This is a genomic window from Capnocytophaga sp. FDAARGOS_737 (genome assembly GCF_009730375.1).
GTDB lineage: Bacteria > Bacteroidota > Bacteroidia > Flavobacteriales > Flavobacteriaceae > Capnocytophaga > Capnocytophaga leadbetteri.
The window spans coordinates 2,020,822-2,044,050 of sequence record NZ_CP046316.1 but is presented as its reverse complement, the minus strand read 5'-3'; the positions used below and the strand labels follow the sequence as shown (position 1 = coordinate 2,044,050).

At 39.6% G+C, this 23,229-nt stretch carries 25 protein-coding genes; 15 read left to right on the top strand and 10 right to left on the bottom strand.

Annotated features, from left to right (window positions below):
- Positions 1 to 63: 63 nt before the first annotated feature.
- From FOC45_RS09005 to tpx, 7 genes are all read right to left on the bottom strand, one after another.
- Positions 64 to 1,257, bottom strand: a complete 1,194-nt coding sequence (locus FOC45_RS09005; RefSeq protein ID WP_009390437.1) for an aspartate aminotransferase family protein — start codon at positions 1,255 to 1,257, stop codon at positions 64 to 66.
- A complete protein-coding gene (locus tag FOC45_RS11995; RefSeq protein ID WP_009390436.1) occupies positions 1,254 to 1,430 on the bottom strand; it encodes a hypothetical protein in 177 nt (58 codons plus the stop codon). Before FOC45_RS11995 ends, FOC45_RS09005 begins: the two co-directional genes overlap by 4 nt.
- A gap of 83 nt (positions 1,431 to 1,513) precedes the next feature.
- Positions 1,514 to 2,794 (bottom strand): WG repeat-containing protein, encoded by a 1,281-nt coding sequence (locus FOC45_RS09000; protein WP_034540046.1) that lies wholly within the window; start codon positions 2,792 to 2,794, stop codon positions 1,514 to 1,516.
- 20 nt (positions 2,795 to 2,814) lie between these two features.
- Positions 2,815 to 3,054: a WG repeat-containing protein gene (locus FOC45_RS12245; protein ID WP_009391869.1), complete on the bottom strand. Its 240-nt coding sequence runs from the start codon at positions 3,052 to 3,054 to the stop codon at positions 2,815 to 2,817.
- 150 nt (positions 3,055 to 3,204) lie between these two features.
- Complete coding sequence (locus FOC45_RS08990) at positions 3,205 to 3,981, bottom strand: GIN domain-containing protein (protein WP_034540048.1); 777 nt, start codon at positions 3,979 to 3,981, stop codon at positions 3,205 to 3,207.
- 21 nt (positions 3,982 to 4,002) lie between these two features.
- A complete protein-coding gene (locus FOC45_RS08985; RefSeq protein WP_009391871.1) occupies positions 4,003 to 6,441 on the bottom strand; it encodes a DNA translocase FtsK in 2,439 nt (812 codons plus the stop codon).
- A 135-nt stretch (positions 6,442 to 6,576) separates the two neighbouring features.
- Entirely contained in the window at positions 6,577 to 7,074 is a 498-nt protein-coding gene (gene tpx, locus FOC45_RS08980) for a thiol peroxidase (protein WP_009391872.1), read from the bottom strand.
- Between the two features lie 384 nt (positions 7,075 to 7,458).
- Here tpx and FOC45_RS08975 point away from each other — a divergent pair, with 384 nt between their 5' ends.
- From FOC45_RS08975 to FOC45_RS08905, 15 genes are all read left to right on the top strand, one after another.
- On the top strand, positions 7,459 to 8,793 hold the full coding sequence (locus tag FOC45_RS08975; protein WP_009391874.1) for a TolC family protein: 1,335 nt from the start codon (positions 7,459 to 7,461) through the stop codon (positions 8,791 to 8,793).
- 216 nt (positions 8,794 to 9,009) lie between these two features.
- Positions 9,010 to 10,239, top strand: coding sequence for an efflux RND transporter periplasmic adaptor subunit (locus FOC45_RS08970; RefSeq protein ID WP_009391875.1), 1,230 nt, complete (start codon positions 9,010 to 9,012; stop codon positions 10,237 to 10,239).
- Positions 10,240 to 10,986 (top strand): ABC transporter ATP-binding protein, encoded by a 747-nt coding sequence (locus FOC45_RS08965; RefSeq protein WP_009391876.1) that lies wholly within the window; start codon positions 10,240 to 10,242, stop codon positions 10,984 to 10,986.
- Positions 10,987 to 11,045: 59 nt separating this feature from the next.
- Positions 11,046 to 11,735: an SH3 domain-containing protein gene (locus FOC45_RS08960; protein WP_155846660.1), complete on the top strand. Its 690-nt coding sequence runs from the start codon at positions 11,046 to 11,048 to the stop codon at positions 11,733 to 11,735.
- A gap of 35 nt (positions 11,736 to 11,770) precedes the next feature.
- Entirely contained in the window at positions 11,771 to 12,076 is a 306-nt protein-coding gene (locus FOC45_RS08955) for a KilA-N domain-containing protein (protein ID WP_034540051.1), read from the top strand.
- Between the two features lie 82 nt (positions 12,077 to 12,158).
- Positions 12,159 to 12,860, top strand: a complete 702-nt coding sequence (locus tag FOC45_RS08950; protein ID WP_155846659.1) for an SH3 domain-containing protein — start codon at positions 12,159 to 12,161, stop codon at positions 12,858 to 12,860.
- Between the two features lie 479 nt (positions 12,861 to 13,339).
- Positions 13,340 to 13,879: a hypothetical protein gene (locus FOC45_RS08945; RefSeq protein WP_034540056.1), complete on the top strand. Its 540-nt coding sequence runs from the start codon at positions 13,340 to 13,342 to the stop codon at positions 13,877 to 13,879.
- Positions 13,880 to 14,033: 154 nt separating this feature from the next.
- Positions 14,034 to 14,558: a TetR/AcrR family transcriptional regulator gene (locus FOC45_RS08940; RefSeq protein ID WP_009388891.1), complete on the top strand. Its 525-nt coding sequence runs from the start codon at positions 14,034 to 14,036 to the stop codon at positions 14,556 to 14,558.
- Positions 14,559 to 14,570: 12 nt separating this feature from the next.
- Positions 14,571 to 15,410 (top strand): type II CAAX prenyl endopeptidase Rce1 family protein, encoded by an 840-nt coding sequence (locus tag FOC45_RS08935; RefSeq protein ID WP_009388890.1) that lies wholly within the window; start codon positions 14,571 to 14,573, stop codon positions 15,408 to 15,410.
- Between the two features lie 33 nt (positions 15,411 to 15,443).
- Positions 15,444 to 16,424, top strand: a complete 981-nt coding sequence (locus FOC45_RS08930) for an alpha/beta hydrolase (RefSeq protein WP_009388889.1) — start codon at positions 15,444 to 15,446, stop codon at positions 16,422 to 16,424.
- A gap of 20 nt (positions 16,425 to 16,444) precedes the next feature.
- Positions 16,445 to 17,131, top strand: a complete 687-nt coding sequence (locus FOC45_RS08925) for an SH3 domain-containing protein (RefSeq protein ID WP_155846658.1) — start codon at positions 16,445 to 16,447, stop codon at positions 17,129 to 17,131.
- 26 nt (positions 17,132 to 17,157) lie between these two features.
- On the top strand, positions 17,158 to 17,322 hold the full coding sequence (locus tag FOC45_RS11990) for a hypothetical protein (protein WP_196774055.1): 165 nt from the start codon (positions 17,158 to 17,160) through the stop codon (positions 17,320 to 17,322).
- A 143-nt stretch (positions 17,323 to 17,465) separates the two neighbouring features.
- A complete protein-coding gene (locus FOC45_RS08915; protein ID WP_155846657.1) occupies positions 17,466 to 18,182 on the top strand; it encodes an SH3 domain-containing protein in 717 nt (238 codons plus the stop codon).
- 50 nt (positions 18,183 to 18,232) lie between these two features.
- A complete protein-coding gene (locus FOC45_RS08910; RefSeq protein ID WP_009388820.1) occupies positions 18,233 to 19,453 on the top strand; it encodes an ABC transporter permease in 1,221 nt (406 codons plus the stop codon).
- A gap of 1 nt (position 19,454) precedes the next feature.
- Complete coding sequence (locus tag FOC45_RS08905) at positions 19,455 to 20,450, top strand: sensor histidine kinase (protein ID WP_009388818.1); 996 nt, start codon at positions 19,455 to 19,457, stop codon at positions 20,448 to 20,450.
- A 13-nt stretch (positions 20,451 to 20,463) separates the two neighbouring features.
- Here FOC45_RS08905 and FOC45_RS08900 read toward each other — a convergent pair whose 3' ends face one another.
- The 3 genes from FOC45_RS08900 to FOC45_RS08890 are packed head-to-tail and all read right to left on the bottom strand — an operon-like array spanning position 20,464 to position 23,224.
- Complete coding sequence (locus FOC45_RS08900; protein ID WP_009388816.1) at positions 20,464 to 21,030, bottom strand: LemA family protein; 567 nt, start codon at positions 21,028 to 21,030, stop codon at positions 20,464 to 20,466.
- 23 nt (positions 21,031 to 21,053) lie between these two features.
- Positions 21,054 to 22,619 (bottom strand): DUF3137 domain-containing protein, encoded by a 1,566-nt coding sequence (locus FOC45_RS08895; protein WP_009388814.1) that lies wholly within the window; start codon positions 22,617 to 22,619, stop codon positions 21,054 to 21,056.
- Positions 22,619 to 23,224 (bottom strand): Dabb family protein, encoded by a 606-nt coding sequence (locus tag FOC45_RS08890; protein ID WP_009388812.1) that lies wholly within the window; start codon positions 23,222 to 23,224, stop codon positions 22,619 to 22,621. The genes FOC45_RS08895 and FOC45_RS08890 overlap by 1 nt, the downstream gene beginning before the upstream one ends.
- Between the last annotated feature and the right edge of the window lie 5 nt (positions 23,225 to 23,229).

Here is a 23,229-nt window from a genome sequence, read left to right as displayed (position 1 = left end):
AAATAATCTTAAATTAGCAACCTTTCCTCTTGTTTTTCGTCTCTTGTCTGATGTCTTTTGTTTTTAGAACTTCGTTTTTGCTACCTCAAGGGCTTCTAAGATGATGTCGCAACCCTCTTTTATTTCGGCTTCGCTAAGGGTGAGTGGAGGTGAAAGGCGTACAGCACGACCTTCAAACAATAGCCAATACACTATTAGCCCTCTGTCTTGACAATAGTTAATCACAAAATCAGCTATTTCTGAACTTTTAACGATAACCGCTAACATCAGTCCTTTGCCGTTTACACTCTCGATAAGGGGGTGTTGTAAGTATTTTCTGAAAAGCTTTTCTTTCTCTAAGGTTTGAGCCATTAGATCGGTGGTGAGCAGCTGGTTGAGGGTAGCCAGAGAGGCTGCTGCAATCACAGGGTTACCGCCAAAGGTGGTGATATGCCCCATTTTAGGGTTATTTGCCAATAGCTGCATACGCTCGTAAGACGATACGAAAGCCCCCACCGGCATACCGCTTGCCATACCCTTGCCTATAGCGATAATATCGGGGGTGATGCCGTAGTTCTGAAAACCAAAGAGCTTACCGGTGCGCCCGAAACCAGGTTGTATTTCGTCTATAATCAGCAGGGCACCTACCTCTTCGCAACGGCGTTTTACCTTGATAAGGTAATCGTTTTGGGGCTCAATAAAGCCAGCCCCTCCTTGTATGCTTTCTAAGACTACCCCAGCGGTGCGCTCGGTTATTTTCAGTATATCAGCCTCGTTGTTAAACTCTATAAAATCTACATCGGGTAGGAGCGGACGAAACGGACGCTTGCGCTCCTCATAGCCCATTAGGCTCATCGACCCCTGTGTATTGCCGTGATACGCATTTTTGGCAGCTATCAGTTGGGTGCGCCCTGTTACACGTTTCGCCAACTTTACTGACCCCTCAATGGCTTCCGTACCCGAATTTACCAAATAGGTAGTGTTGAGTTCGGGGGGTAGTTGTGTCGCGAGGAGCTTGCAGAAGTCTACCGCAGGCTTTTGTATGTACTCGCCATAGACCATTACGTGCATATAAGTAGCGCATTGCTCTTGTATGGCTTTCACTACCGCAGGGTGGCAATGCCCTAAGGTACAAGCCGATACCCCTGCTACAAAATCTAAATATTTCTTACCGTCGGTAGTGTAGATATAGCTACCTTCGGCGCGCTCTACCTCCAATAATCGCGGATAAGGCGAAGTAGGAGCTTGATATTTTAGAAAATCTTGTTGTTGATTCATTCTTTTTCTTCTTTTATAATTTTAACCATTGGGCTGGGGTCTATACGGCTAATAGCATTCCCTTTGTATCGCAATTCAAAAAAGCCATTAGTTTTGCCTTGTATAGTGCCGTTAATATACAATTTAGCTTTTAGTATTGATGAGTTGTCAAAAGTAGCATCTTGTATTTTCAAATCGTATGCTTCTATATCAGCTATGCAGTTAGTAATAGAGTGTAAAGTAATATGTTTTTCATATTTGTAATATTTTTTAAAAGTTATTTGGCTATGGGGTGGTCGGCAGGGGCATTATTACAGTCTTTCACACATTCTCCTTTTTGGTTTATATAGAACCATTTGTTATTTAGCTTTACTTGTGCTAATCCTTCTGAAAAATCCGCAACATAATCATACTTTATAGGAATCACTTCTTTGCCTGTTTTATCTATAAAGCCATATTTATCATTCAATTTTACTTTAGCTAATCCTTCTGAAGGACTTTCAGCATCATCATACTTTATAGGAATCACTTCTTTACCTGTTTTATCTATAAAACCCCATTTGTTATTTAGACTTACGGCTGCTAATCCTTCTGAAAAATACCAAACATCATCATACTTTATAGGAATCACTTCTTTACCTGTTTTATCTATAAAACCATATTTTCCATTCAAACTCACGCTTGCTAATCCTTCTGAAAAACTATCTGCATCATCATACTTTATAGGAATCACTTCTTTACCTGTTTTATCTATAAAACCCAATTTGTTATTTAGCAGAACTCTTGCTAATCCTTCTGAAAAAAGCCAAATATCAACATACTTTATAGGAATCACTTCTTTACCTGTTTTATCTATAAAACCATATTTGTTATTTAGGCTAACCTTTGCTAATCCTTCTGAAAAATCCCAAACATCATAATTATACTTTATAGGAATCACTTCTTTACCTGTTTTATCTATAAAACCATATCTATAATTCAAACTCACGCTTGCTAATCCTTCTGAAAAACTGCTCGCATCATCATACTTTATAGGAATCACTTCTTTACCTGTTTTATCTATAAAACCATATCTATCATTCAATTTTACTAAAGCTAATCCTTCTGAAAAAACCCTAGCATTATCATACTTTATAGGAGTCACTTCTTTACCTGTTTTATCTATAAAACCATATTTTTTATCTAATATTACTAAAGCTAATCCTTCTGAAAATCTATCTGCATAATTATACTTTATAGGAATAACTTCTTTACCTGTTTTATCTATAAAACCCCATTTGTTATTTAGCCTAACGTTTGCTAATCCTTCTGAAAAACCCCAAGCATTATCATACTTTATAGGAATCACTTCTTTACCTGTTTTATCTATAAAACCATATTTTTTATCCAATCTTACCATTGCTAATCCTTCATAATATTTACCTTTCCAAGCGTACTTCTTTGTTTGTTGCACAGGCTGGGCAGACGGCTCTTTTTTTACCTTTTCTTCAGGTAGCAGACCTTGCGCATAGGTTAGGGTAGCAGTTAGTAATAGAGTGTAAAGTAATATATTTTTCATCTTTGTTATATTTTTAAAAATTATTTGGTTATGGGGTGTCCTGCTGGGGCTTCATCACAAAACTCTGCACACTCACCTTTCTTGTTTATTTCAAACCATCTATCAAGTTCAGTGGGGCGAACTAAAGCTACTCCTCCTGAGAAACTTTTTGCATCAAAATATCTTGTAGGAATAACCTCTCTCCCTATTTTATCAATAAACGTGTTTAAACTTTTTTTAGGAACTTGGAGATAAACCCTAATAAAAGCATTCCAATCCAAGTTACATCAAGATACTCCCCATTGCTATCATTTGCCCTTTATTATCACACAAAAAAATGCTATTTGTGGTTACGGATTTTTTTCTTGCTTAATAGCCTGTAGATTCTCCTTTTTGCCGACAACGTGTATGACTACCATCCAATTCTTGTGTCATTCTTTTTCTTCTTTTATAATTTTAACCATTGGGCTGGGTTCTATACGGCTAATAGCATTTCCTTTGTATCGCAATTCGAAAATGCCATTAGTTTTGCCTTGTATAGTGCCGTTAATATATAATTTAGCTTTTAGTATTGATGAGTTGTCAAAAGTAGCGTCTTGTATTTTCAAATCGTATGCTTCTATATTAGCTATTCCGTTTGATACAAAAGTGGCATTTTCAGCTTTTCCACTAATAGCTAAACCACTAAGAGAGCCTGCCTCGAAAGTAAGGTTTTTGCAGTTAAGTTTTAAATCTCCTTTTCGGCAGCTACTTATTTTAAGGTCTAACTCCTGAATATTTAAATCTAAATTGAGCTCTGAAACATAATCGAGTTTTATTTTGTATGAAGCAAGTTTTATAGGTTCGTCAGAAGAGAGTTTGCCCATTTTCATTTGTAACTCTTCAGTTCCTTTTACAGGTATTTTAACTGTGATACCCCCTGTTTGCACCATATTTACCCCTTTAGGCAGCTTTAAAGCTACTTTTAAAGTGCCTTCTTCTACTGTTGTTTTGATAATGGGGTGAATAGCATTATCAGCATCAATGTAGATATGGTCGTTCTTTTCATTTACGAGTGCTACATCTAACATCTCGTCAATAGCTATTTTAGTATATTTAGCAACGCTTATTTTTTGCGTACTTCTCTCACCCGATGCCTCAAATACATTCTGGGCACTCAGTACAGTGCTTATAAGTATAAAACCTATTGATAAAATAATGTTTTTCATTGTAATTATTGTTTATTGTTATTATTCACCTCCTAATAATCTATCTAGGCTAACAATGTCTTGCACAAGCACTTGGCGGGCTTTACTGCCCTCAAAGGGGCCTACAATACCTGCATACTCTAATTGGTCGATGAGGCGACCTGCACGATTGTAACCTAATTTGAGCTTGCGCTGCAAGAGTGATGCCGAACCTTGTTGCGCGTTTACCACTATCTCGGCAGCTTCGCGGAACATTGAGTCGCGCTCTGAGGGGTCGAAGTCTGATAGGTCAGTAGGCTCGCTATCAGGGCCTACGTACTCAGGTAGCAAATAAGCATTGGCATAAGCGCGCTGCGCCCCTATATACTCGGTGATGCGCTTCACCTCTGGAGTATCTATAAAAGCACATTGTATGCGTACCGGTTCATTACCTTGCGAGTAGAGCATATCACCACGCCCTATCAGCTGCTCGGCACCCGAACCGTCTAAGATAGTTTTAGAGTCGATTTTTTGCGCTACCTTAAAGGCAATACGCGCCGGGAAGTTAGCCTTGATAACCCCTGTGATAACGTTTACCGAAGGGCGCTGTGTAGCGATAATCAAGTGGATACCAATAGCACGCGCCAGCTGCGCAATACGGGCTATAGGCAATTCGACTTCTTTGCCTGCCGTCATTATCAGGTCAGCAAACTCATCGACCACCAATACGATGTAAGGCAAGAAGCGGTGCCCCTCATTAGGATTCAGCTGTCGGGCTTTAAACTTAGTGTTATACTCTTTGATGTTGCGTACTTGAGCGTTTTTCAGCAGCTCGTAGCGGTTATCCATCTCTATACACAATGAGTTCAAAGTATTCACCACTTTCTTAGTGTCGGTGATGATAGCGTCTTCGCTATCAGGCAATTTAGCGAGGTAATGGCGCTCAATAGTCTCGAATATCGAAAGTTCTACCTTTTTAGGGTCAACCAATACAAATTTCACCTCAGCAGGGTGTTTTTTGTAAAGCAGAGAGGTAAGTACCACGTTTATACCTACCGATTTACCTTGCCCTGTAGCACCCGCCATCAGTAGGTGAGGCATTTTAGCAAGGTCGGTGATGAAAGGTTCATTGCTAATAGTTTTACCAAAGGCTATAGGCAATTCCATTTCAGCATTTTGGAATTTCTGAGCCGTAATCATCGTGCGCATATAGACGGTAGTCGGTTTTTTATTAGGTACCTCAATACCTATGGTACCCTTACCAGGGATTGGTGCGATGATACGAATGCCAAGGGCTGCTAATGACAGCGCTATATCGTCTTCCAAACGCTTAATTTGGGCTATGCGCGTACCTGCTACCGGTACTATTTCGTACAGGGTAACGGTAGGGCCTACGGTAGCTTTGATTTTAGAGATTTCAATCTTATAATCGGCTAAAGTTTTGATAATCTTATCGTTATTCTCTTTTAGCTCTTCTTCGTTGATGATGATGCTTTTATCTTTGGGCTCGTCTAAAAGTTCTACGGTAGGGAAACGGTAGTCGCTTAGGTCTAAACGAGGGTCGTATTCGCCATAGTTTTGCACCAGTTGCTGCGCCAACTCTTCAGGGTCTACCATAGCTGGCGGTACCGTAGGGGTGATAGTAAAGGCGGGCTCTTCTTCTTTTGTATTGGTAATTTCGAGCGGACTTTCAGGGTGTAATGGCGGTATCTCTCTTTGGTGGGTGAAAGGGTCTACAGGCGTGTTTTCGCCTTGCGGGATAATAATTTCTAATGGCTTATTGTCAGCCTCTTCAGGTGCTTCGTCTTCCTCCTCTTCTTCGGTTTGTACTTCAGAAGTTACTTCGCTAACAACGGGTTTTTCTTCCTCTTCGGGGATAGCTTGTTTAACTTTATCGGCGATACCCTTGCTGAAGTCAATTACTCTTTCGGGGGTAAGTTGCCATTTGAAGACCGCGTATAGCAGAGCCCCTAAGATTAGCAGTAGCACGGTGCCTATCTTGCCCAAATAGTCTTGCAGCCATTGGTTGAGTTCGTAGCCTGCCGCCCCTGCAAGTACGGTAGCTTTGCCAGAGAAAAAGCCAAAAGCAGTAGATACATACACCATTTGCAACGTGCCCCAATACCAGCGGTTTAGCAGTGGCATTTTGATATTGAGCAGCACTTTAAGTCCGGTGATGAGTATCAGCCAAAAGGCTATAATACAAGCGACTCCAAACCCTTTGTATATGAGTATATGACCGAGGTAAGCCCCTATCTTGCTCATCCAGTTTTCGGCTACCTCATCGCGTGCGCTAAGGTCAGACCAAATACTTTGGTCGGTTTGCCACGAAAAGAAGAAAGAAAAGTAGGTGAAAAGCAGAAAGAACGCCAGAAATATTAAGAAAAGCCCCACAGCAATACGGCGCTGTCTGACCTTTGCGGCATTGTTTTTCTTAGGTTTTTTGTCGTCTTTTTTATCTTCTTTTTTATCGTCGGTTTGTTGCTGCTTCTTTTTAGCCATTTTTTTGTTATCAGTTAGGGGGCAAAGGTACAAATAATTTGTCAAATTGCCAATTCTGAAAAAAAAAGAGGTAACAAGTTTTACCCCACTTGTTACCTCTTTTGCACTTATGAAAAATTTACTACAAACTAAGCCTTATTTGATGGCTTCTAACGCTTTGGCATAGTTAGGCTCTTCGGTAGTTTCGGCTACTTGTTCGGTATAAACTACCTTGCCGTTTTCGTCAACCACTACCACACTGCGCGATAGCAATCCTTTAAGAGGAGAATCGGTGAAAGCAATAGGATAATGTTGCTCAAAACCCCCTCTGAAATCAGAAAGCATCACGAGGTTATCAATACCCTCAGCCGCGCAAAAACGCGTAAGAGCAAAAGGCAAGTCCTTAGAAATGCAAAGGATAGCCACATTGTTTAGCTTTGAAGCCTCAACGTGAAACTTGCGCACAGAGGCTGCACATACGCCTGTATCAACACTAGGGAAGATGTTTAAGATTACTTTCTTGCCTTTGAAGTCAGAAAGTTTTACCTCAGCCAAGTCGTTTTTAACAGCTGAAAAGTCAGGGGCTACGGTGCCCACTTTAGGAAGGTCGCCTGCTGTGTGAGCAGGTTCGTTATGAAATGTAATGTTTGCCATACAAAAAACTCTTTTTTTTATGTTGCTTATAAGCCCGCAAAAATAATGCCAAGTGGGTGATTTGTCAATTTGTCGATTTGTCAATTTGTCGATTTGTCGATTTGGTGATTTGCCAATTTGTTGATGGGGAAGAGTATATTTTTCTGGTTTTTTACCTATTATTAGATGTTTGTACTTCTGTAAATATTTGGTCTTCCTATATCATTCCTATATTGTTTGTATATCGTTTGTGTAGGGTAAAAGGCTACAGAAAAAATTGCTAAATTAGCAAATTGTCAAATCGACAAATTGCCCTTTTCGTCTATAAAATTGGGCTTTTGGTCGATATTTTTTTGTGGGTATACCTCTTTTTCCTTAGTTTTGTACCAAGAAAATGTGAATCTTATGAAAAAGAATTTTTATATACTATCAATGTGTTTGCTGCCTTTAGGGGTATGGGCGCAATCTAAACAGTGGTCGCTGACAGATTGTATTAACTATGCCGTGCAGCATAACATCAGCGTAAAGAAAACTGAACTCAACCAGCAGACCGCTGAAATTAACCTCAGTCAAGCGAAAGATAACCGCCTGCCTACCGTGAGTGGTTCGGCATCGGCAAACCTTAATAACGGTTCGGCAATTAACCAGATTTCTAACGAACGGGTGTCGCGCCGTACTTTTTCTAACAACTTTGGGGTATCGGCTTCTATGCCGCTGTATCAGGGCAATAAACTCAATTTGCAAATAGACCGTAGTCAGCTGCTATTAGAGCAGAACGAATTGTACGTGCAAGAGGCGAAGAACAACATTACCCTGAGTGTGCTGGAAGCCTATCTGCAAGCCCTCTACAGCTATGAGGGGATAGCGGTAGCCAAAAACGCAGCGCGCTCGTCGGCTGAAGAACTTAAGCAAGCGCAAACTAAGTTCGCCAACGGTTCGATAGCTAAGCTTAGTTTGGCAGAGATAGAAACGCGCAACGCTAATAATGAGTACGCTATCATTCAGGCTGAAAACCAATATGCTAAGCGCGTGCTTACCCTTAAACAGCTTTTAGAGCTTCCCCCTAATAGCGATTTTGCTATTGCTCTAGACCTGCAAGAAGATGACTATGTGGCGATTATCCCTAACAAAGACGAGGTGTTTGCACAAGCTAAACAGGCTCTTCCTAACCTGAAAATCTATCAATCGCAACAAAAGATAGCCGAAAAGGACATCAAGATAGCCAAAGCAGGAGCGTTGCCCTCTGTTAGCTTGCAGGCAGGAGTGAATACAGGGTATTCTAACCTCAATAGCCTGAGTTATGCTACTCAGTTAGATAGTAATTTTGGTCAGACGATAGGGGCATCGCTTAATATCCCTATCTTTTCGCAAAACAAGAACAAGAATAATGTGAAGTTAGCAAAACTCACTCAGCAGCAGTCCGTTTTGGAAGAGCAACAAGCTGAAAAAGACCTTTATGCTAAGATAGAAACCGCTTGGCAGAATGCCACCACGCACCAAGCACAACAGGCGGCCTCGCGTACGGCTCGCGACAATGCCAAATTAGCTTACGATTTGGCAGTGAAGAAACACGAGTTTGGCGGGCTTACTAATACGGAGCTTTTAGTAAGTGAGAATGCTTACCTAACCGCCGAACAAACGTATTTGCAAAACAAATATATGTTGGCACTGTATGTGCAGCTGCTGAAGTTTTATATGGGGGTCCTCCCCCTAGCCCCCTCCCAAGGAGGGGGGATGTAGCGACGCAAAAGCGACAATGTTCTGCTAACAACTATGAGAATAAAACATCCCCCCTCACATACTCCGCTGTGAGGGTAAAACATCCCCCTATGCACATACTCCGCTGCGCCAGCTCGCGGACTTCCTTCAAAGGGGGAGACGCGACGCAAAAGCGACAACGTTCTGCTAACGACTAATGACTAACGACTAATAACTAGAAACTAACAACTAAATACGATGAAAAAGAAAATCAAAAAAATCATTATTATTGCGCTACTGGCTGTAGTGGCTTTTGTGGGCTATCAGTTTTTTATGAAAGAAAAACCAACGCCTATTATATTGCAAACCGATGAGGTTACCCAAGGTGATGTCACTACCGAAGTAACCGCTACGGGGAGTGTACAACCGGTAGACGAGGTGGAAGTAGGTACCCAAGTATCGGGCTTGGTGAGCAAAATATATGTGGATTATAACAGCCAAGTGAAGAAAGGTCAGCTGTTGGCCGAGCTCGACAAGACCAATCTGCAAGAAAACGTTATCAACGCTACGGCTAACTATAATTCTGCCCTTAACGAACTGAATTACTATCAGCAAAATTACGATCGGCAAAAGAAAATGTATAATGCCCAAGTGATTAGTCAGCAGGATTATGAGCAAGCATTGTATCAGCTTAACAATGCGAAAGCCAGTGTAGCTCAACGCCTTACAACCCTCAATCAGGCGAAAACTAACTTAGGTTATGCCAATATCTATTCGCCTATCGATGGGATTATCCTTAGCAAAGAGGTAGAAGAAGGGCAAACGGTAGCCGCTTCGATGAGTGCACCTACGCTCTTCAAAATAGCCAAAGACATCAAGCGTATGCAGGTAGAGGTGAATGTAGACGAAGCCGATATAGGGCAAGTGAAAGTAGGACAGCGCGTGAGCTTTACCGTAGATGCTTATCCTCAGGAGGAGTTCGTAGGGCGTGTGACCCAAGTGCGCTTATCGCCTACCACCTCATCAAACGTGGTGACTTATACAGTGATAGTAGAGGCAGAAAACCCCGATGAAAAGCTAAAACCAGGGCTTACCGCGACCATCGCTATTTATACTAATGAGCTAAAAGGCGTAACCATAGTGCCTGCTAAGGCTATCAATTTTACGCCTGATACCGATGTGTTACTGCAGTATTACGCCCAAAAGGGTATTACTGCTGAAGCTCCTAAAGTACAACACGGTAGAAGAAAGAACAAATACGTGTGGGTAGTGAACGCTGACGGCACTCTCGCTCAGAAAGCCGTAACCATAGGCAGCAACGACGGTATCAACGTGCAGATAGTAAGCGGACTCAACGTTGGTGAGAAAGTAGCCACCAGCTTGCAGGGCAACACGCCGCAAGTAGCAGGGGGCGACAGTAAGAGCAGCGATAGCAGCAGTCCGTTTATGCCAAAACGCCCTAAAAGAAACAATTCAAAAGCTAAATAAATGAAAAAAGCCATTATAGACATACGTGATATGAAGCGCAACTTCTTGATGGGCAACGAGATGGTACACGCCCTGAAAGGCATCAACCTGACCATCAGAGAAGGCGAGTTCGTAACCATTATGGGGCCTAGTGGGTCGGGCAAATCGACTTTGCTGAACATATTAGGTTGCTTAGACCGTCCCTCTTCTGGCGATTACATTTTGGACGGCATCTCGGTGAAAGATATGAGCAAGAATGATTTGGCGCATATACGCAACACCAAGATAGGTTTTATCTTTCAGTCGTACAACCTATTAGCCCGTACCTCGGCTATTGAGAATGTAGAGCTCCCGCTGATGTACAACCCCAAAGTATCAGCCAAAGAACGCCGCGAGCGCGCTATAGAAGCCCTCATAAGTGTAGGGTTAGAAAGCCGACTCAACCATTTGCCCAGCGAACTATCGGGCGGACAGCAGCAACGGGTAGCCATTGCGCGTTCGTTAGTCAATAACCCTGTAATCCTCCTTGCTGATGAGGCTACCGGTAACCTTGATACTAAAACCTCATACGAGGTAATGGAGCTTTTCCAACGGCTGAATGACCAAGGTAGCACCATAGGCTTCGTAACCCACGAAGACGATATTGCCCAATTTAGCAAACGCACGGTAGTGCTGAAAGATGGGCATATCATCAGTGATAAGGAAGTGACTGATAGGCTGAATGCGAAGGAACAGCTGGCGCAATTGAGAAATACGAGTGAGGAATAACGGTGGGGCTCTGGTAAAGTTGAAAAGAAATTAGTATCTTTGCCGAAAAAATAGTTTATATGAAACAGTTATTTATTCTATTCTTCCTCCTTACGACCAATGCCTTTGCACAAGGGCCTTTTGGAGATTATGCCGTAGTAAAAGACAAAGACGGCTATGTAAACATTCGCGCTAAAGAAAACGTAAAAAGCAAAATTGTAGGCACTTTGCCTAATAATACACTTGTATATGGCTTCTTTGATAAAGAATATAATCCTACTAACTGGATTGAAGTTGATAAAGGGTATGTGCATCAAAGTCGCTTGAAAAGAATATTTGACTTTCGTGCTATAGAAGGAAAAGTGCAAGGCAATAGTGTTATTTTTGATGATAAGGACGTAAAAGTAACCATTACCAAACAGAAGTTCGACAAAACCAAGCACAAGATTACTAAGAAAGATCAGGGAAGTTATGATCAATTAATCATTGATGGTAAAGAAATATATGGTATAGAAGTTTATGGAGGAGACGATTCACTACCTGAAGACCATTACAAAAGTATTATCGTAACTATGAAAGGTAAAAACGTACCTATTCCTAAAAGTGCTTATGATGATTTGTATCAAATTTCCTATTTTAGCAGTTCCATATACTATGATGAGGAAGCTGAAGCACTTTATATTTATGCAGATAATGGCGAAGCTGGTTTAGCTTACGAAGTGTGTTGGCAAATAGTAAAAGGTGAGTATAAAACCCGTATCATCAGATAACCACTTTAATGATGTAACTAAAAATTACCAAAAATATGGCACCAACAAATAATAAACTTAAAGTACAAGATGTTGAAATATCTTTAGCTACAATAGACAATCAGGATTATATTTCATTAACAGATATGGCTAAAGGTAAAAATGATGAAGCAAGAGCTGCTGATATAATAAAAAACTGGATAAGAAATAGAAGTACATTAGAATTTTTAGGTACTTGGGAAATACTTTATAATCCTAATTTTAAAGTGGTCGAATTCGACCACTTTAAAAAAGAAGCAGGATTGCCAACATTTACTATTAGCGTTTCAAATTGGGTAGAGAATACATCTGAAATCTATTAAAAAACTTTCAAACGATACTTATATAAGTATCGAAAGCAACAAACAACTTGATAAATAGCTTATTGTCAATTATCTATTGAATATGAAACACTTACTTATTTTATTCTTCCTCCTTACGACCAACGCCTTTGCGCAAGGTCCTTTTGGAGATTATGCCGTAGTAAAAGACAAAGACGGCTATGTAAACATTCGCGCTAAAGAAAGCGTAAAAAGCAAAATTGTAGGTACGCTACCTGCTAATACCCTTGTGAATGTTTATTTTTTGGAAGATGAACCTACTCCTCCCAATTGGATTGCTGTAGATAAAGGCTATGTGCATAAAAGTCGCCTAAAGATGATTAGCGAATTTCCTTCTATTGGCAAAGGGAAAGAGCAAGGCAATAGTATCACCATTGCTGGTAAAGGCATTAGTGTAACCCTTACCAAACAGCCATTTGACAAAACCAAGCATAAAATTACCAAGAAAAAGCATAAAGAGTATAGTGAGTATATCATTGACGGGAAACGGGTACAAGGACTAGATAATGATGAGTTTCTACCTAAAGACCATTACAAGAGTATCACTGTAACTATCAATGGCAAAAACGTACCTATCCCTAAAAGTGCTTATGATGATTTGTATGAGATTGGCATTTGGGACACTAACAATTTTGCGTATTACGATGAGGAAGACGATATCCTTTATATCATTGCACATAATGGCGATGGGTATCTTGCTTACGAAGTGTGCTGGCAAATAGTAAAAGGTGAGTATAAAACCCGTATTATAGGAGAACCTTTTTAATGATATTGTACTTGTAGGGACGTTTATATAGTAATTCAAAAAAAAATTAACAACTAAAATTTACCAAAAATATGGCATCAACAAATAATAAACTTAAAGTACAAGATGTTGAAATAAATATCAGAGTGATTAATGAAGCTGATTATATAAGTTTAATTCCCCTGAATTCGGGGGAATTTAAAAAGTGCGAACACTGTTCGCACAATTCAATATTGTAAAACTGAGATTTGAAAATCAGTGATTTCCAAATTATAAAATATTGATAATAAGGTTGTTTTTCTCAGAAAGTTTTTAATACTTTACGGGAGATTTTAAAAAGTTAGTGATATGAATTTAGATGCAATAGATTACTTGCTATGCAATTTTGCAGAATGAAAAATTCTTTTTCAAAGAGTTAAAAGCATTGTTATATAAAAAGCATCTCTGATAATTACCTAAATAAACTAATAGTCATCTTATTAGCAACAACAATCATTCCTATGCAAGCACAAGAAGTCAAAGAGAATTTTTCTCAGTATTTCATTAAAGCCTTTACAACAGACCAGCAAGTGATAGAGGCTACTATTACTTTTTATAGAGAAGATAGAGGAAATTCCACAGTGTTATTAGATATGTTTTCTAAAGATGAAACGTTCACCTATATGGGCGGAAAAGTAAAGGTTTTTGTAATGACTTATCAGGACACGCTTAATCATCATTACGAAATGGTTTCAAATGAGGTAAGGTCGCTATTCTATATCCTTCGCAAGCGTTTAGAACAGCAGGGCATAAAACTATTGATACAAGGGGCAAGGCGTCATTATTATATGATTCGGCATTTCAAACAGAATTTTCGAGCGGTAAAGTTAGTTTTAGGAAAAAGGTATGATTATGATACTGCCGAAATAATAAATATCTTTGATCCCGAGAACGATTTTTCACAAATAGCTACCGTTCAGGAGCAAGAAGAATACTTAAACCAATGGTTTGAAAGTATTACAGGAGTAAAATACGATGGAAATAAGAGAGTTAGTGAATAATAAAAGCCAAAATCCCTTTTTAATACAAACAGAAATAGAAAATACATTTAAATTTTTTATTTTCTTTTTTTTCGAAAAACTTGCAGGTTCAAAAAAATGTACTACTTTTGCAAAAATAACAGGTGTTATATTATGTCTGTTATAGTGAAAAATTATGCCAAAATCAACAACAATAACGCAAGAAGTAATTATAGGAACTGCTTTTGAAATGGTGCGAAAGGAAGGCTTTGCGGTGCTTTCTGCCCGAAATATTGCTAAGCAAATAGGTTGCTCTACTCAGCCCATTTATTGGTGCTACAAAAATATGGACGACCTGAAAGCTGAAATCTGCAAAAAAGCTCTTTCACATCTTCAAAATGTAATACTAGGTTATTCAAAAACAGGCAATACTCTTTTAGATTTAGGGCTGGGGTATGTGCGAATGGCACATATTGAGCCTGCTTTGTTTAAGGCTTTTTATATGGATAATGTTACGAATGCAAAACTTATCGATATTTTTCCTGAAAGCCGACGAGTGGTAGAAATAATAAAAAATAGTGAGGAATACCGAAGCTTATCTTTTCAGGAACTGAAAAATAACATTGCTAAGGCTTGGATGTTGGTGCATGGTATCGCTTCATTGGTGGCAGTTGGTATGCTTGTTTACGATGAAGATAAAATCTTAGAAATTTTAAAATAAACCTACCATAATATGAGAACCAATAAAAAAACACTTCGGAATGTAACTCTATTTAGCTTGGTAGCCATCTCTTGTGGATGGATAGGCATTGGGTTAAACCACTTACTTGGTGAGCCTTCTACTTTAGAGTCTTTGGGATCAGGGATTTTTATTGCTACTCCTATTGTGTGTATGATTTTGCTTCGCATTTTTGGTGGTGATGGTTGGAAAGATTTCCCTTTAAAACCTCGTTTTAAGCAAAACATTCGCTGGTATATCTTTGCTATTGCACTCTATCCCGTGGTTATTGGCATAACGCTGTTTGTTGGTAAGCTATTAGGATGGGTAGATGTGAGCAAGTTTAGTGTTGCTGCCTATCTCCCTGTTTTTGCGGCTGCTTTCTTACCCATTTTTATCAAAAATATTTTAGAAGAGACAGCTTTTCGAGGCTATCTGACAGTAAAAATGGAACAACTCACCCAAAACGAATGGGTGATTTATTTAGTGGTGGCATTCGTCTGCCAAATATGGCACTTGCCATATAACCTCGTATTCTTAGATGATGCTTATCAGGCAACCTTTTTTCCTTATAGCAAAGTGTTATTTGTTTTGGTGAGTTTTGTGGTCATTGCTGTTTGGACAATAATGTACACCGAGATTTTCTTTCTCTCGCGCTCACTCTTATTGGTAGTTTTGATGCACTCAATGAAAGACGCTCTTAATCCTCTCATTTCAGAAGGATTTACTGTTATTTCACCTGATAAAACACTTTTAGTATCTCCCCTTTTTGGTGTCATTCCAACATTGATATACTTGGCTATAGGATTGTATTTGAGGAGAATACGCAAAAGTAAAGAACGTCTCCATTCATAATGAATAAATTGTATAAACTAAAATATTAGCAATATGAACAAAAACAATGAAAACCCTGTAAATGCTTGCTGCTGGGATAAGATTTTCGCTAAAAGCGATAAAGTTGAACACAAAAAAGTATCGTTTAAAAACCGCTATGGTATTACCCTCGTAGGCGATTTGTATTTCCCTAAAAACAGCGAAGATAAAAAACTTGCTGCCCTTGCTGTCTGTGGAGGATTTGGAGCTGTAAAAGAGCAAGCCTCAGGATTTTACGCCCAAACGATGGCTGAAAGAGGCTTTGTAACCTTAGCTTTCGACCCTTCTTATACTGGTGAAAGTGGTGGAGAACCTCGCAATGTAGCATCGCCAGACATCAATACCGAAGATTTTTCGGCTGCGGTAGATTGCTTAGGCATTCAACCCTTTGTAGATAGAGAAAAAATAGGTATCATAGGCATCTGCGGTTGGGGAGGCTTTGCACTGAATGCTACCGCTATCGATACCCGTATTAAGGCAGTGGCCACAATGGTAATGTACGATATGTCGCGCGTGTTTAGCAAAGGCTATTTTGATGCCAATACACCCGAAATGCGTTTGGAAATGAAGCGCTCGCTCAATGCTATTCGTTGGGCAGATGCCGAGACAGGAACCCCTACACCAGGTTACCCTATGCCCGATGAGCCATCGGATAAAGTACCTCAATTCTTAAATGATTATATTGAGTTTTACAAAACACCACGAGGTTTCCACGAGCGTTCGGTTTCTAATCACGTTTGGACAGCCACTACACTGCTTTCATTTATGAATTTCCCTCTGTTAGCCTATGCAAACGAAATAGAAGTGCCAACCCTTATGATTGCAGGAGAAAATGCTCATTCGCGCTATATGAGTGAAGATGCCTATAAGCTAATAGGGAGCGAGAAAAAAGAACTGCTGATTGTCCCTAATGCCCGCCATACTGATTTTTACGACAATCAAGCTGGAGTAATTCCGTTTGATAAATTGGAGGCGTTTTTTAGTGAGCATCTTTAATAAAATAAAACTTTTTTAATATGAAACACTTACTTATTCTATTCATGCTCCTTACGACCAACGCCTTTGCGCAAGGTCCTTTTGGAGATTATGCCGTAGTAAAAGACAAAGACGGCTATGTAAACATTCGTGCTAAAGAAAACGTAAAAAGCAAAATTGTAGGTACTTTGCCTAACAATACGCTTGTATATGGTTTCTTTGATAAGGAATATAACCCTACTAACTGGATTGAAGTTGATAAAGGGTATGTGCATCAAAGTCGCTTGAAAAAAATATTTGACTTTCGTGCTATAGAAGGAAAAGTGCAAGGCAATAGTGTTATTTTTGATGATAAGGACGTAAAAGTAACCATTACCAAACAGAAGTTCGACAAAACCAAGCACAAGATTACTAAGAAAGAACACGATGGTTGGACAGAGCTTATCATTGATGGCAAAAAAATATATGGTATAGAAGATGAATTATTGCCTGATGACCATTACAAGAGTATTACCGTAACTATGAAAGGCAAAAACGTACCTATTCCTAAAAGTGCTTATGATGATTTATATCAAATTTTCTATTTTAACAGACTCATATTCTATGATGAGGAAGCTGAGGCACTTTACATTTTTGCGAGCAATAGCGATGCTAGTTGGGCTTACATAGTATGTTGGCAAATAGTAAAAGGTGAGTACAAAACCCGTATTATAGGGCAACCACTTTAATGATGTAACTAAAATTTACCAAAAATATGGCACCAACAAATAATAAACTTAAAGTACAAGATATTGAAATAAATATCAGAGTGATTAATGAAGCTGATTATATAAGTTTAATTCCCCTGAATTCGGGGGAATTAAAAATGAAGCAGGGGTTAATCGCTTCTATAGTATTGAAGAACGTTTTAAAATTTTAGTAGAAACCATTAAAGAACAACGTGCTGTTTTAGACAAAGTAGATTATCTGAAATCTATTAAAAAACTTTCAAATGAAACTTATACAAGTATTCAAGGAAATAAACAACTTGATAAATAGCTTGTTATCAATTATCTATTGGATATGAAACACTTACTTATTTTATTCTTCCTCCTTACGACCAATGCCTTTGCGCAAGGGCCTTTTGGAGATTATGCCGTAGTAAAAGACAAAGACGGCTATGTGAACATTCGCGCTAAAGAAAGCGTAAAAAGCAAAATTGTAGGCACTTTGCCTAACAACACGCTTGTATACACTTTATTTGATACTACAGAAGATGAAACTGGTGAAGAGATATTTTTTAATTGGATTGCTGTAGATAAAGGGTATGTACATAAAAGTCGCCTGAAGAAGATATACGAATTTCCTTCTATTGGCAAAGGTAAAGAGCAAGGCAATAGTATCACTATTGCTGGTAAAGGCATTAGTGTTACTCTTACTAGACAGCCATTTGATAAAACTAAACACAAGATTACCAAGAAAAAACACAAAGAGTATAGTGAGTATATTATTGATGGTAAGAGTGCTCAAGGGTTAGATGGAGGTTTGTTTTTACCTGAAGACCATTACAAGAGTATCACTGTAACTATCAATGGTAAAAATGTTTCTATCCCCAAAAGTGCCTACGATGATTTGTACCAAGTAGCTATGTATACTGATAATAATGCGGTATATTATGACAAAGAGGAAGATACAATTTACATTATTGCCCATAATGGTAGTGGTGCTTTTTCTTACGAAGTGTGCTGGCAAATAGTAAAAGGAGAGTATAAAACCCGTATTATAGGAGAACCTTTCTAGTCTCACAGAATTTGCCAATCTGCTAATTTTCTAATTTGCTAATTAACATTATGAATATACAAAACCTTTTTAAAATAGCGTGGCGTGCCCTTTTGCTCAATAAAACAAGGGCTATGCTTACGATGCTGGGCATCATCATTGGGGTGGGCTCGGTGATAACAATGCTTGCCATTAGCGAGGGCTCTAAAAAGAGCATCAAGGAGAATATCTCTAAAATGGGTACTAATATGCTCAATATCCGTCCGGGTGCGGGTATGATGGGCGGGGTGCGTATGAGTATGAGCGATATGCAATCGCTGAAAATGACGGATTACGAAGCCCTTAAAAAAGAAGGTACTCTACTGAAATATGTATCGCCTGTAGTAAGTGGCAACGGACAAAGTATAGCAGGGGGCAATAACTGGCCTACCTCTATCTATGGCGTGAATACCGAATATTTGCCCATACGCGAGTGGAGTGTGGCTGAAGGGAGTATGTTTGGTGAAGATGAGATTACTAATTTTTCTAAGGTAGCTGTTATAGGGCAAACAGTGGCTAAGAACCTCTTTACTAATGGCGAAAACCCTATTGGGCAAACTATACGTTTTAAGAATATCCCTTTTAAAGTGATTGGTATCCTTACCAAAAAAGGCGAGAGCAACTTTGGTCAAGACCAAGACGATGTAATTATCGCCCCTTATACTACGGTACAAAAGCGTATTTTGGCGCAAACGTTCTTGCAGAGTATTGTGGCTTCGGTAATAGATGAAAGTCAGTCGGAGAATGCCGTAAACCAAGTAAAGAAGATTTTGGAGCGCACGCATAACCTTTCGGCTACACAAGAGAATGATTTCAATGTGTTTTCGCAACAAGAACTCATCAGTACGTTTAGCTCTACCAGCGAGATGCTTACTATTTTATTAGTAGCTATTGCTAGTATTTCGCTTATCGTAGGTGGTATAGGTATTATGAATATTATGTACGTATCGGTAAAAGAGCGCACTAAGGAAATAGGCTTGCGTATGGCTATTGGGGCTAAGGGTAAGGATATTTTGGCACAGTTCCTCATCGAGTCGGTGCTTATTAGTATCACTGGGGGTGTATTAGGGGTAGTGATTGGCTTATTAGCTACTGTAGGCGTATCGCTGTTCATAGGCTGGCCTGTGAGTATCACCTTGTATTCTATTGTAATATCCTTCTTAGTATGTACCATTACAGGGGTGTTCTTTGGTTGGTATCCTGCTCGCAAAGCAGCCGAGTTAGAACCTATTAGCGCCCTTAGATACGAATAAAATGAAAACCCTAACACACATAGCCTCTTGGGCAGTCGTTTTTATAATGCCTGCCCTTATCTTTATCTCCGAAGGCAATCAACGCTTTGAGGAGGCGCTTTACCGTTCGTTAGCATCCTTACCTTTTTTGATGCTTTTGTTCTATCTCTGCTATTTTTGGCTTATCGATAAACTGTGGTTTAAAAAGCGGTATCTTTTCTTTGTATTGGTGGTGGTGGGACTCATTTTATGCGTATCATACAGCAAATACGAGCTTTTTTCGTACTTTGCCCTCCACAAAGGCAAACGCCATATGCCTCCTTTCCACGCTTTTGTTTATTTTGATTTTCTGTCGAATTTATTGCCGGTAGTCTTTTCAATGGCAATACGCTATGCCCAACGGAACTTTTCTTTGGAAATAGCTCAGAAAGAAGCTCAAGCGCACAAACTACAAGCTGACCTTACGCAGCTGAGATACCAACTGCAACCGCATTTCTTTTTCAATGCGCTTAACAATATTTATTCGCTTATAGAGTTCGACCCACAAAAAGCACAGCAGAGCGTACATAGCCTTAGCAAACTGATGCGTCATTTTATGCAAAACAGCGACCAAAAGCAGATTAGCTTAGCAGAAGAAGTAGATTTTTTGCAACAATACATTAGCTTAATGCAGCTACGCCTGACAGATAAAACTACAGTGCAGGTAGATTTCCCCAAACAAGTGCCGCAGCTTACCATAGCCCCTTTGCTATTCATCAGTTTGGTAGAGAACGCTTTTAAGCACGGCGTATCGACCACAACTACTACAACTTTATCGTTTAGCCTAAGAGTAGAAGGGGATACCATAATATTCAGAAGTGAGAATACAAAAATCCCTACACAAGAGAGTTTGTATAGCTCAGGGATAGGAATTGATAATCTGAAGAAACGGCTAACGCTTCTTTACCCTGAAAGGCATCAGTATACTATTGAAGAAAAGGAAGGAAAGTATATAGCACAATTAACAATTGATAATTGAGGGTTATCAATTATCAATTGTTAAAAAGTGCTTTTGCATCTACAGCTTTGCGCTGCTCAGTAGTGGCGTATTGCCATTGGTATTTTTTGAAGCCAAAAGCGTTGGCTATAAGGTTTTTCGGGAATACCACTATAGCATCGTTATAATCAGTGATAGAAGCACTTAGGAAACGCCTGCCAGCTGATAACTGCTCCTCGCACTCGGTGAGCTGCCGTTGCAGGTAGTTAAACTGCTGGTTGCTCTCCAATTCGGGGTACGCCTCTGCTTGTAGCATAAATGCTTTAAGGGCAACGCCTGTTGAGTCGGTGCCAGCATAAGGGTTATCGCTCTCAGTGATGTCGCTGAGGTTGATAGGCTTGCGCAATTCGGCTATCTTGGTGAGTGTTTCCTTCTCAAAAGCCATATATTGCTTAGCTGTTTCTATTAGGTTGGGCATTAGCTCGGCACGCTGTATGAAAAGCGCATCTAATGACGAGATAGCATTCTCTATCTGATTGCGGCGCTTGCTTATGCCGTTGAATACTCCTGCTATATAAAGGAGCAGCAGTACTACCACTGCCCCTATAATCATATACATCATAACTAATTATGAATTTTGAATTATCAATTATCAACTAATTTAAGAGTGTCTATCATCTGTAGTTGCTCTACCAGTTCGCGGTATACGCTCTCTACCATAGGTAGGTCTATCTTCTGAAAGAGCATAGCCGCTGGCGAACTGCCCACTGTCATTAGTGAGTTGCCCTCATTGGTAGCAATCACGATATTGTTCTTGTTGATACCAAAGTATACTTGCCCTTTGTGTCGCTCGTTTAGCTTTTTGAGTCGCTGCATAAAGGCAGGGGTAAGCACATAGCGCGCCGTTATTTGGTCATCGCAATACACTTCAAACTGCTTTTCAAACTCAGGGTCTTCTAAACGTATGCGCTCCCCACCATAGTTCAGGTAAGTGCTGATAGCATTATCGTTGAAATCGCTAAAGAAACCTTTCACGGGGCGTACTACGATAGGGTGCTCGAATGTCTTAGGCGAGCGCGCTACAAAGAAATTGCCGTAAAACACTACATCATCACCTTCTTTTTCATTACGCATGTTAGGGCGGAAAGTGACCATTAGGTTGCACGATTGGAAAGGAATACCATTATAATGCCCTACTATTTGGTCGCCACCTTTTAGGGTGTAACGCTCAAACTTAAATAGTAGCGAGTCTATAAACTCAGCAATGCCTATATGTCCGTTTTCAAAGTATTGAAACTGAGGACTGATATACTGCACTACTTTACTAAATACTTTCTTCTTTACTTGCGTGAAATCGGTGGTGCCTGTTAGCCTGCTTTGCATATAGCGTTTGGTGAACATCGTCCATAAAAAACTACCTCCTATCATAATCGCTAAGATGATAAAGATATAGTTTGAACTGCCTACTGATAGGGTGCCCGATAGTACTAAATAGGCAATAGTACCCATTAGGGCAACCGCAAAGGCTATTTGCATATAGAGGGTGTTCTTACTCACACTACGCCCTTTTTCCATAGCCGCAAGCTCTGTGCCAAACTCTTTTTCGGCAAAAGAGTGAAACTCTTCTACAGGTTTTAGGGTTATCTTTTCTTCAGGGGTTATTTTAGCAGCCTTTGTGTCATCAGTCTTGTTATACAGCTCTTTCATCACCTCATTATAGGTGCCCATATTTTGGGGTTGCTCTAATACGCGCTTTAGGTCTGCTGCGCGATACTTCTGTATAGGCAATTCATATTGCTGATTATCAATCGATACGTAAATACGAGTGATAGGGTCTAACTGATATTTTATTTTTCCTAAAGGTATCACAGTGAGATAAGTCTCTAACTCGTGATGAAAGTGCACTTCTTTTCCCGCTTGTACAAGGCTGAAAAAGGCTTCTACTTTTTGCTTCCTGCCAAAGATAGCACGAGCACGCATTAGGGGGTAGTAAACAGAGGCAATCACCGCTATAGGCAAAATGTACTTAATTTGCGGTGGAATACCTTCGGCACTGTTCATCATTTTGCCCAAAATAGGTAGGGCAAATATAGCGAGGAGCGCAACCCCTATTATAGCCAATACGGCTACAATAATAAGGTTGCGCGTTGTAATTTTCTTTTCGCGTTCGCACTCTTGTAGTACGAGCTGTTTAGCGTCTGTTAGTGTCATTATTTTTCCTCTGATTCAAAAGTCCATTCACCGTCTTTTTGCTCTGCTAACACCCTGTAATAGGTAGTAGTAACAGTTCTTTTCCGACCTATCCTTTGATAAGATTTTCCTTTTCCTATTTCAGTAAATTCCATTCTGAAACCTACTTTATAGCCTCCTGCAGTGCCATCGCTTTCCAAAAAGATACAAGAGACATTGAAGTTTTCGTAGTCAGGAAATTCATCTTTGAATTTTTCGATACCTTCTTTTACCTTTTCTACTACTTTATCCGTGTTGATGTCTTTTAGTTTAAAGAATTCTCCTTCTTTTTTCACGTTGTCAAGTGCAGTAGCATCTTTCCATTCTTTGGGGAAGTTGAACTCTTGTTTTACCATTTTGTCGTTGTCAGGGTATATAAATCTACCGAAGTGTAAGGTGTTGTCTTCCAATGCTTTCTCTGATTGGAAATAAACTAATAGGAACTCTTTGTCCTTTACGGGAGAGTCGTTAAAAAGGGCAATAGTTTCTTTAAAACCTTCTTTGTCGTACAATACAGGGGCTTTTTTGCCACAAGCGGTAAGTACTAAGGCGATAAGTGCGCCTGCGAGGAATGTGAGCTTTCTCATTGTTT

Bases quoted from the DNA above. Each gene is read 5' to 3' on its own strand.
- FOC45_RS08910 (WP_009388820.1), top strand. From the start codon at position 18,233: ATGAATATACAAAACCTTTTTAAAATAGCGTGGCGTGCCCTTTTGCTC.
- FOC45_RS08895 (WP_009388814.1), bottom strand. From the start codon at position 22,619: ATGACACTAACAGACGCTAAACAGCTCGTACTACAAGAGTGCGAACGC.
- FOC45_RS08935 (WP_009388890.1), top strand. From the start codon at position 14,571: ATGAGAACCAATAAAAAAACACTTCGGAATGTAACTCTATTTAGCTTG.
- FOC45_RS09000 (WP_034540046.1), bottom strand. From the start codon at position 2,794: ATGAAAAATATATTACTTTACACTCTATTACTAACTGCTACCCTAACC.
- FOC45_RS08925 (WP_155846658.1), top strand. From the start codon at position 16,445: ATGAAACACTTACTTATTCTATTCATGCTCCTTACGACCAACGCCTTT.
- tpx (WP_009391872.1), bottom strand. From the start codon at position 7,074: ATGGCAAACATTACATTTCATAACGAACCTGCTCACACAGCAGGCGAC.
- FOC45_RS08990 (WP_034540048.1), bottom strand. From the start codon at position 3,981: ATGAAAAACATTATTTTATCAATAGGTTTTATACTTATAAGCACTGTA.
- FOC45_RS08945 (WP_034540056.1), top strand. From the start codon at position 13,340: ATGCAAGCACAAGAAGTCAAAGAGAATTTTTCTCAGTATTTCATTAAA.
- FOC45_RS08960 (WP_155846660.1), top strand. From the start codon at position 11,046: ATGAAACAGTTATTTATTCTATTCTTCCTCCTTACGACCAATGCCTTT.
- FOC45_RS08970 (WP_009391875.1), top strand. From the start codon at position 9,010: ATGAAAAAGAAAATCAAAAAAATCATTATTATTGCGCTACTGGCTGTA.
- FOC45_RS08985 (WP_009391871.1), bottom strand. From the start codon at position 6,441: ATGGCTAAAAAGAAGCAGCAACAAACCGACGATAAAAAAGAAGATAAA.
- FOC45_RS08950 (WP_155846659.1), top strand. From the start codon at position 12,159: ATGAAACACTTACTTATTTTATTCTTCCTCCTTACGACCAACGCCTTT.
- FOC45_RS11990 (WP_196774055.1), top strand. From the start codon at position 17,158: ATGGCACCAACAAATAATAAACTTAAAGTACAAGATATTGAAATAAAT.
- FOC45_RS08890 (WP_009388812.1), bottom strand. From the start codon at position 23,224: ATGAGAAAGCTCACATTCCTCGCAGGCGCACTTATCGCCTTAGTACTT.
- FOC45_RS08975 (WP_009391874.1), top strand. From the start codon at position 7,459: ATGAAAAAGAATTTTTATATACTATCAATGTGTTTGCTGCCTTTAGGG.
- FOC45_RS08940 (WP_009388891.1), top strand. From the start codon at position 14,034: ATGCCAAAATCAACAACAATAACGCAAGAAGTAATTATAGGAACTGCT.
- FOC45_RS08965 (WP_009391876.1), top strand. From the start codon at position 10,240: ATGAAAAAAGCCATTATAGACATACGTGATATGAAGCGCAACTTCTTG.
- FOC45_RS08915 (WP_155846657.1), top strand. From the start codon at position 17,466: ATGAAACACTTACTTATTTTATTCTTCCTCCTTACGACCAATGCCTTT.
- FOC45_RS08930 (WP_009388889.1), top strand. From the start codon at position 15,444: ATGAACAAAAACAATGAAAACCCTGTAAATGCTTGCTGCTGGGATAAG.
- FOC45_RS08900 (WP_009388816.1), bottom strand. From the start codon at position 21,030: ATGATGTATATGATTATAGGGGCAGTGGTAGTACTGCTGCTCCTTTAT.
- FOC45_RS08905 (WP_009388818.1), top strand. From the start codon at position 19,455: ATGAAAACCCTAACACACATAGCCTCTTGGGCAGTCGTTTTTATAATG.
- FOC45_RS09005 (WP_009390437.1), bottom strand. From the start codon at position 1,257: ATGAATCAACAACAAGATTTTCTAAAATATCAAGCTCCTACTTCGCCT.
- FOC45_RS08955 (WP_034540051.1), top strand. From the start codon at position 11,771: ATGGCACCAACAAATAATAAACTTAAAGTACAAGATGTTGAAATATCT.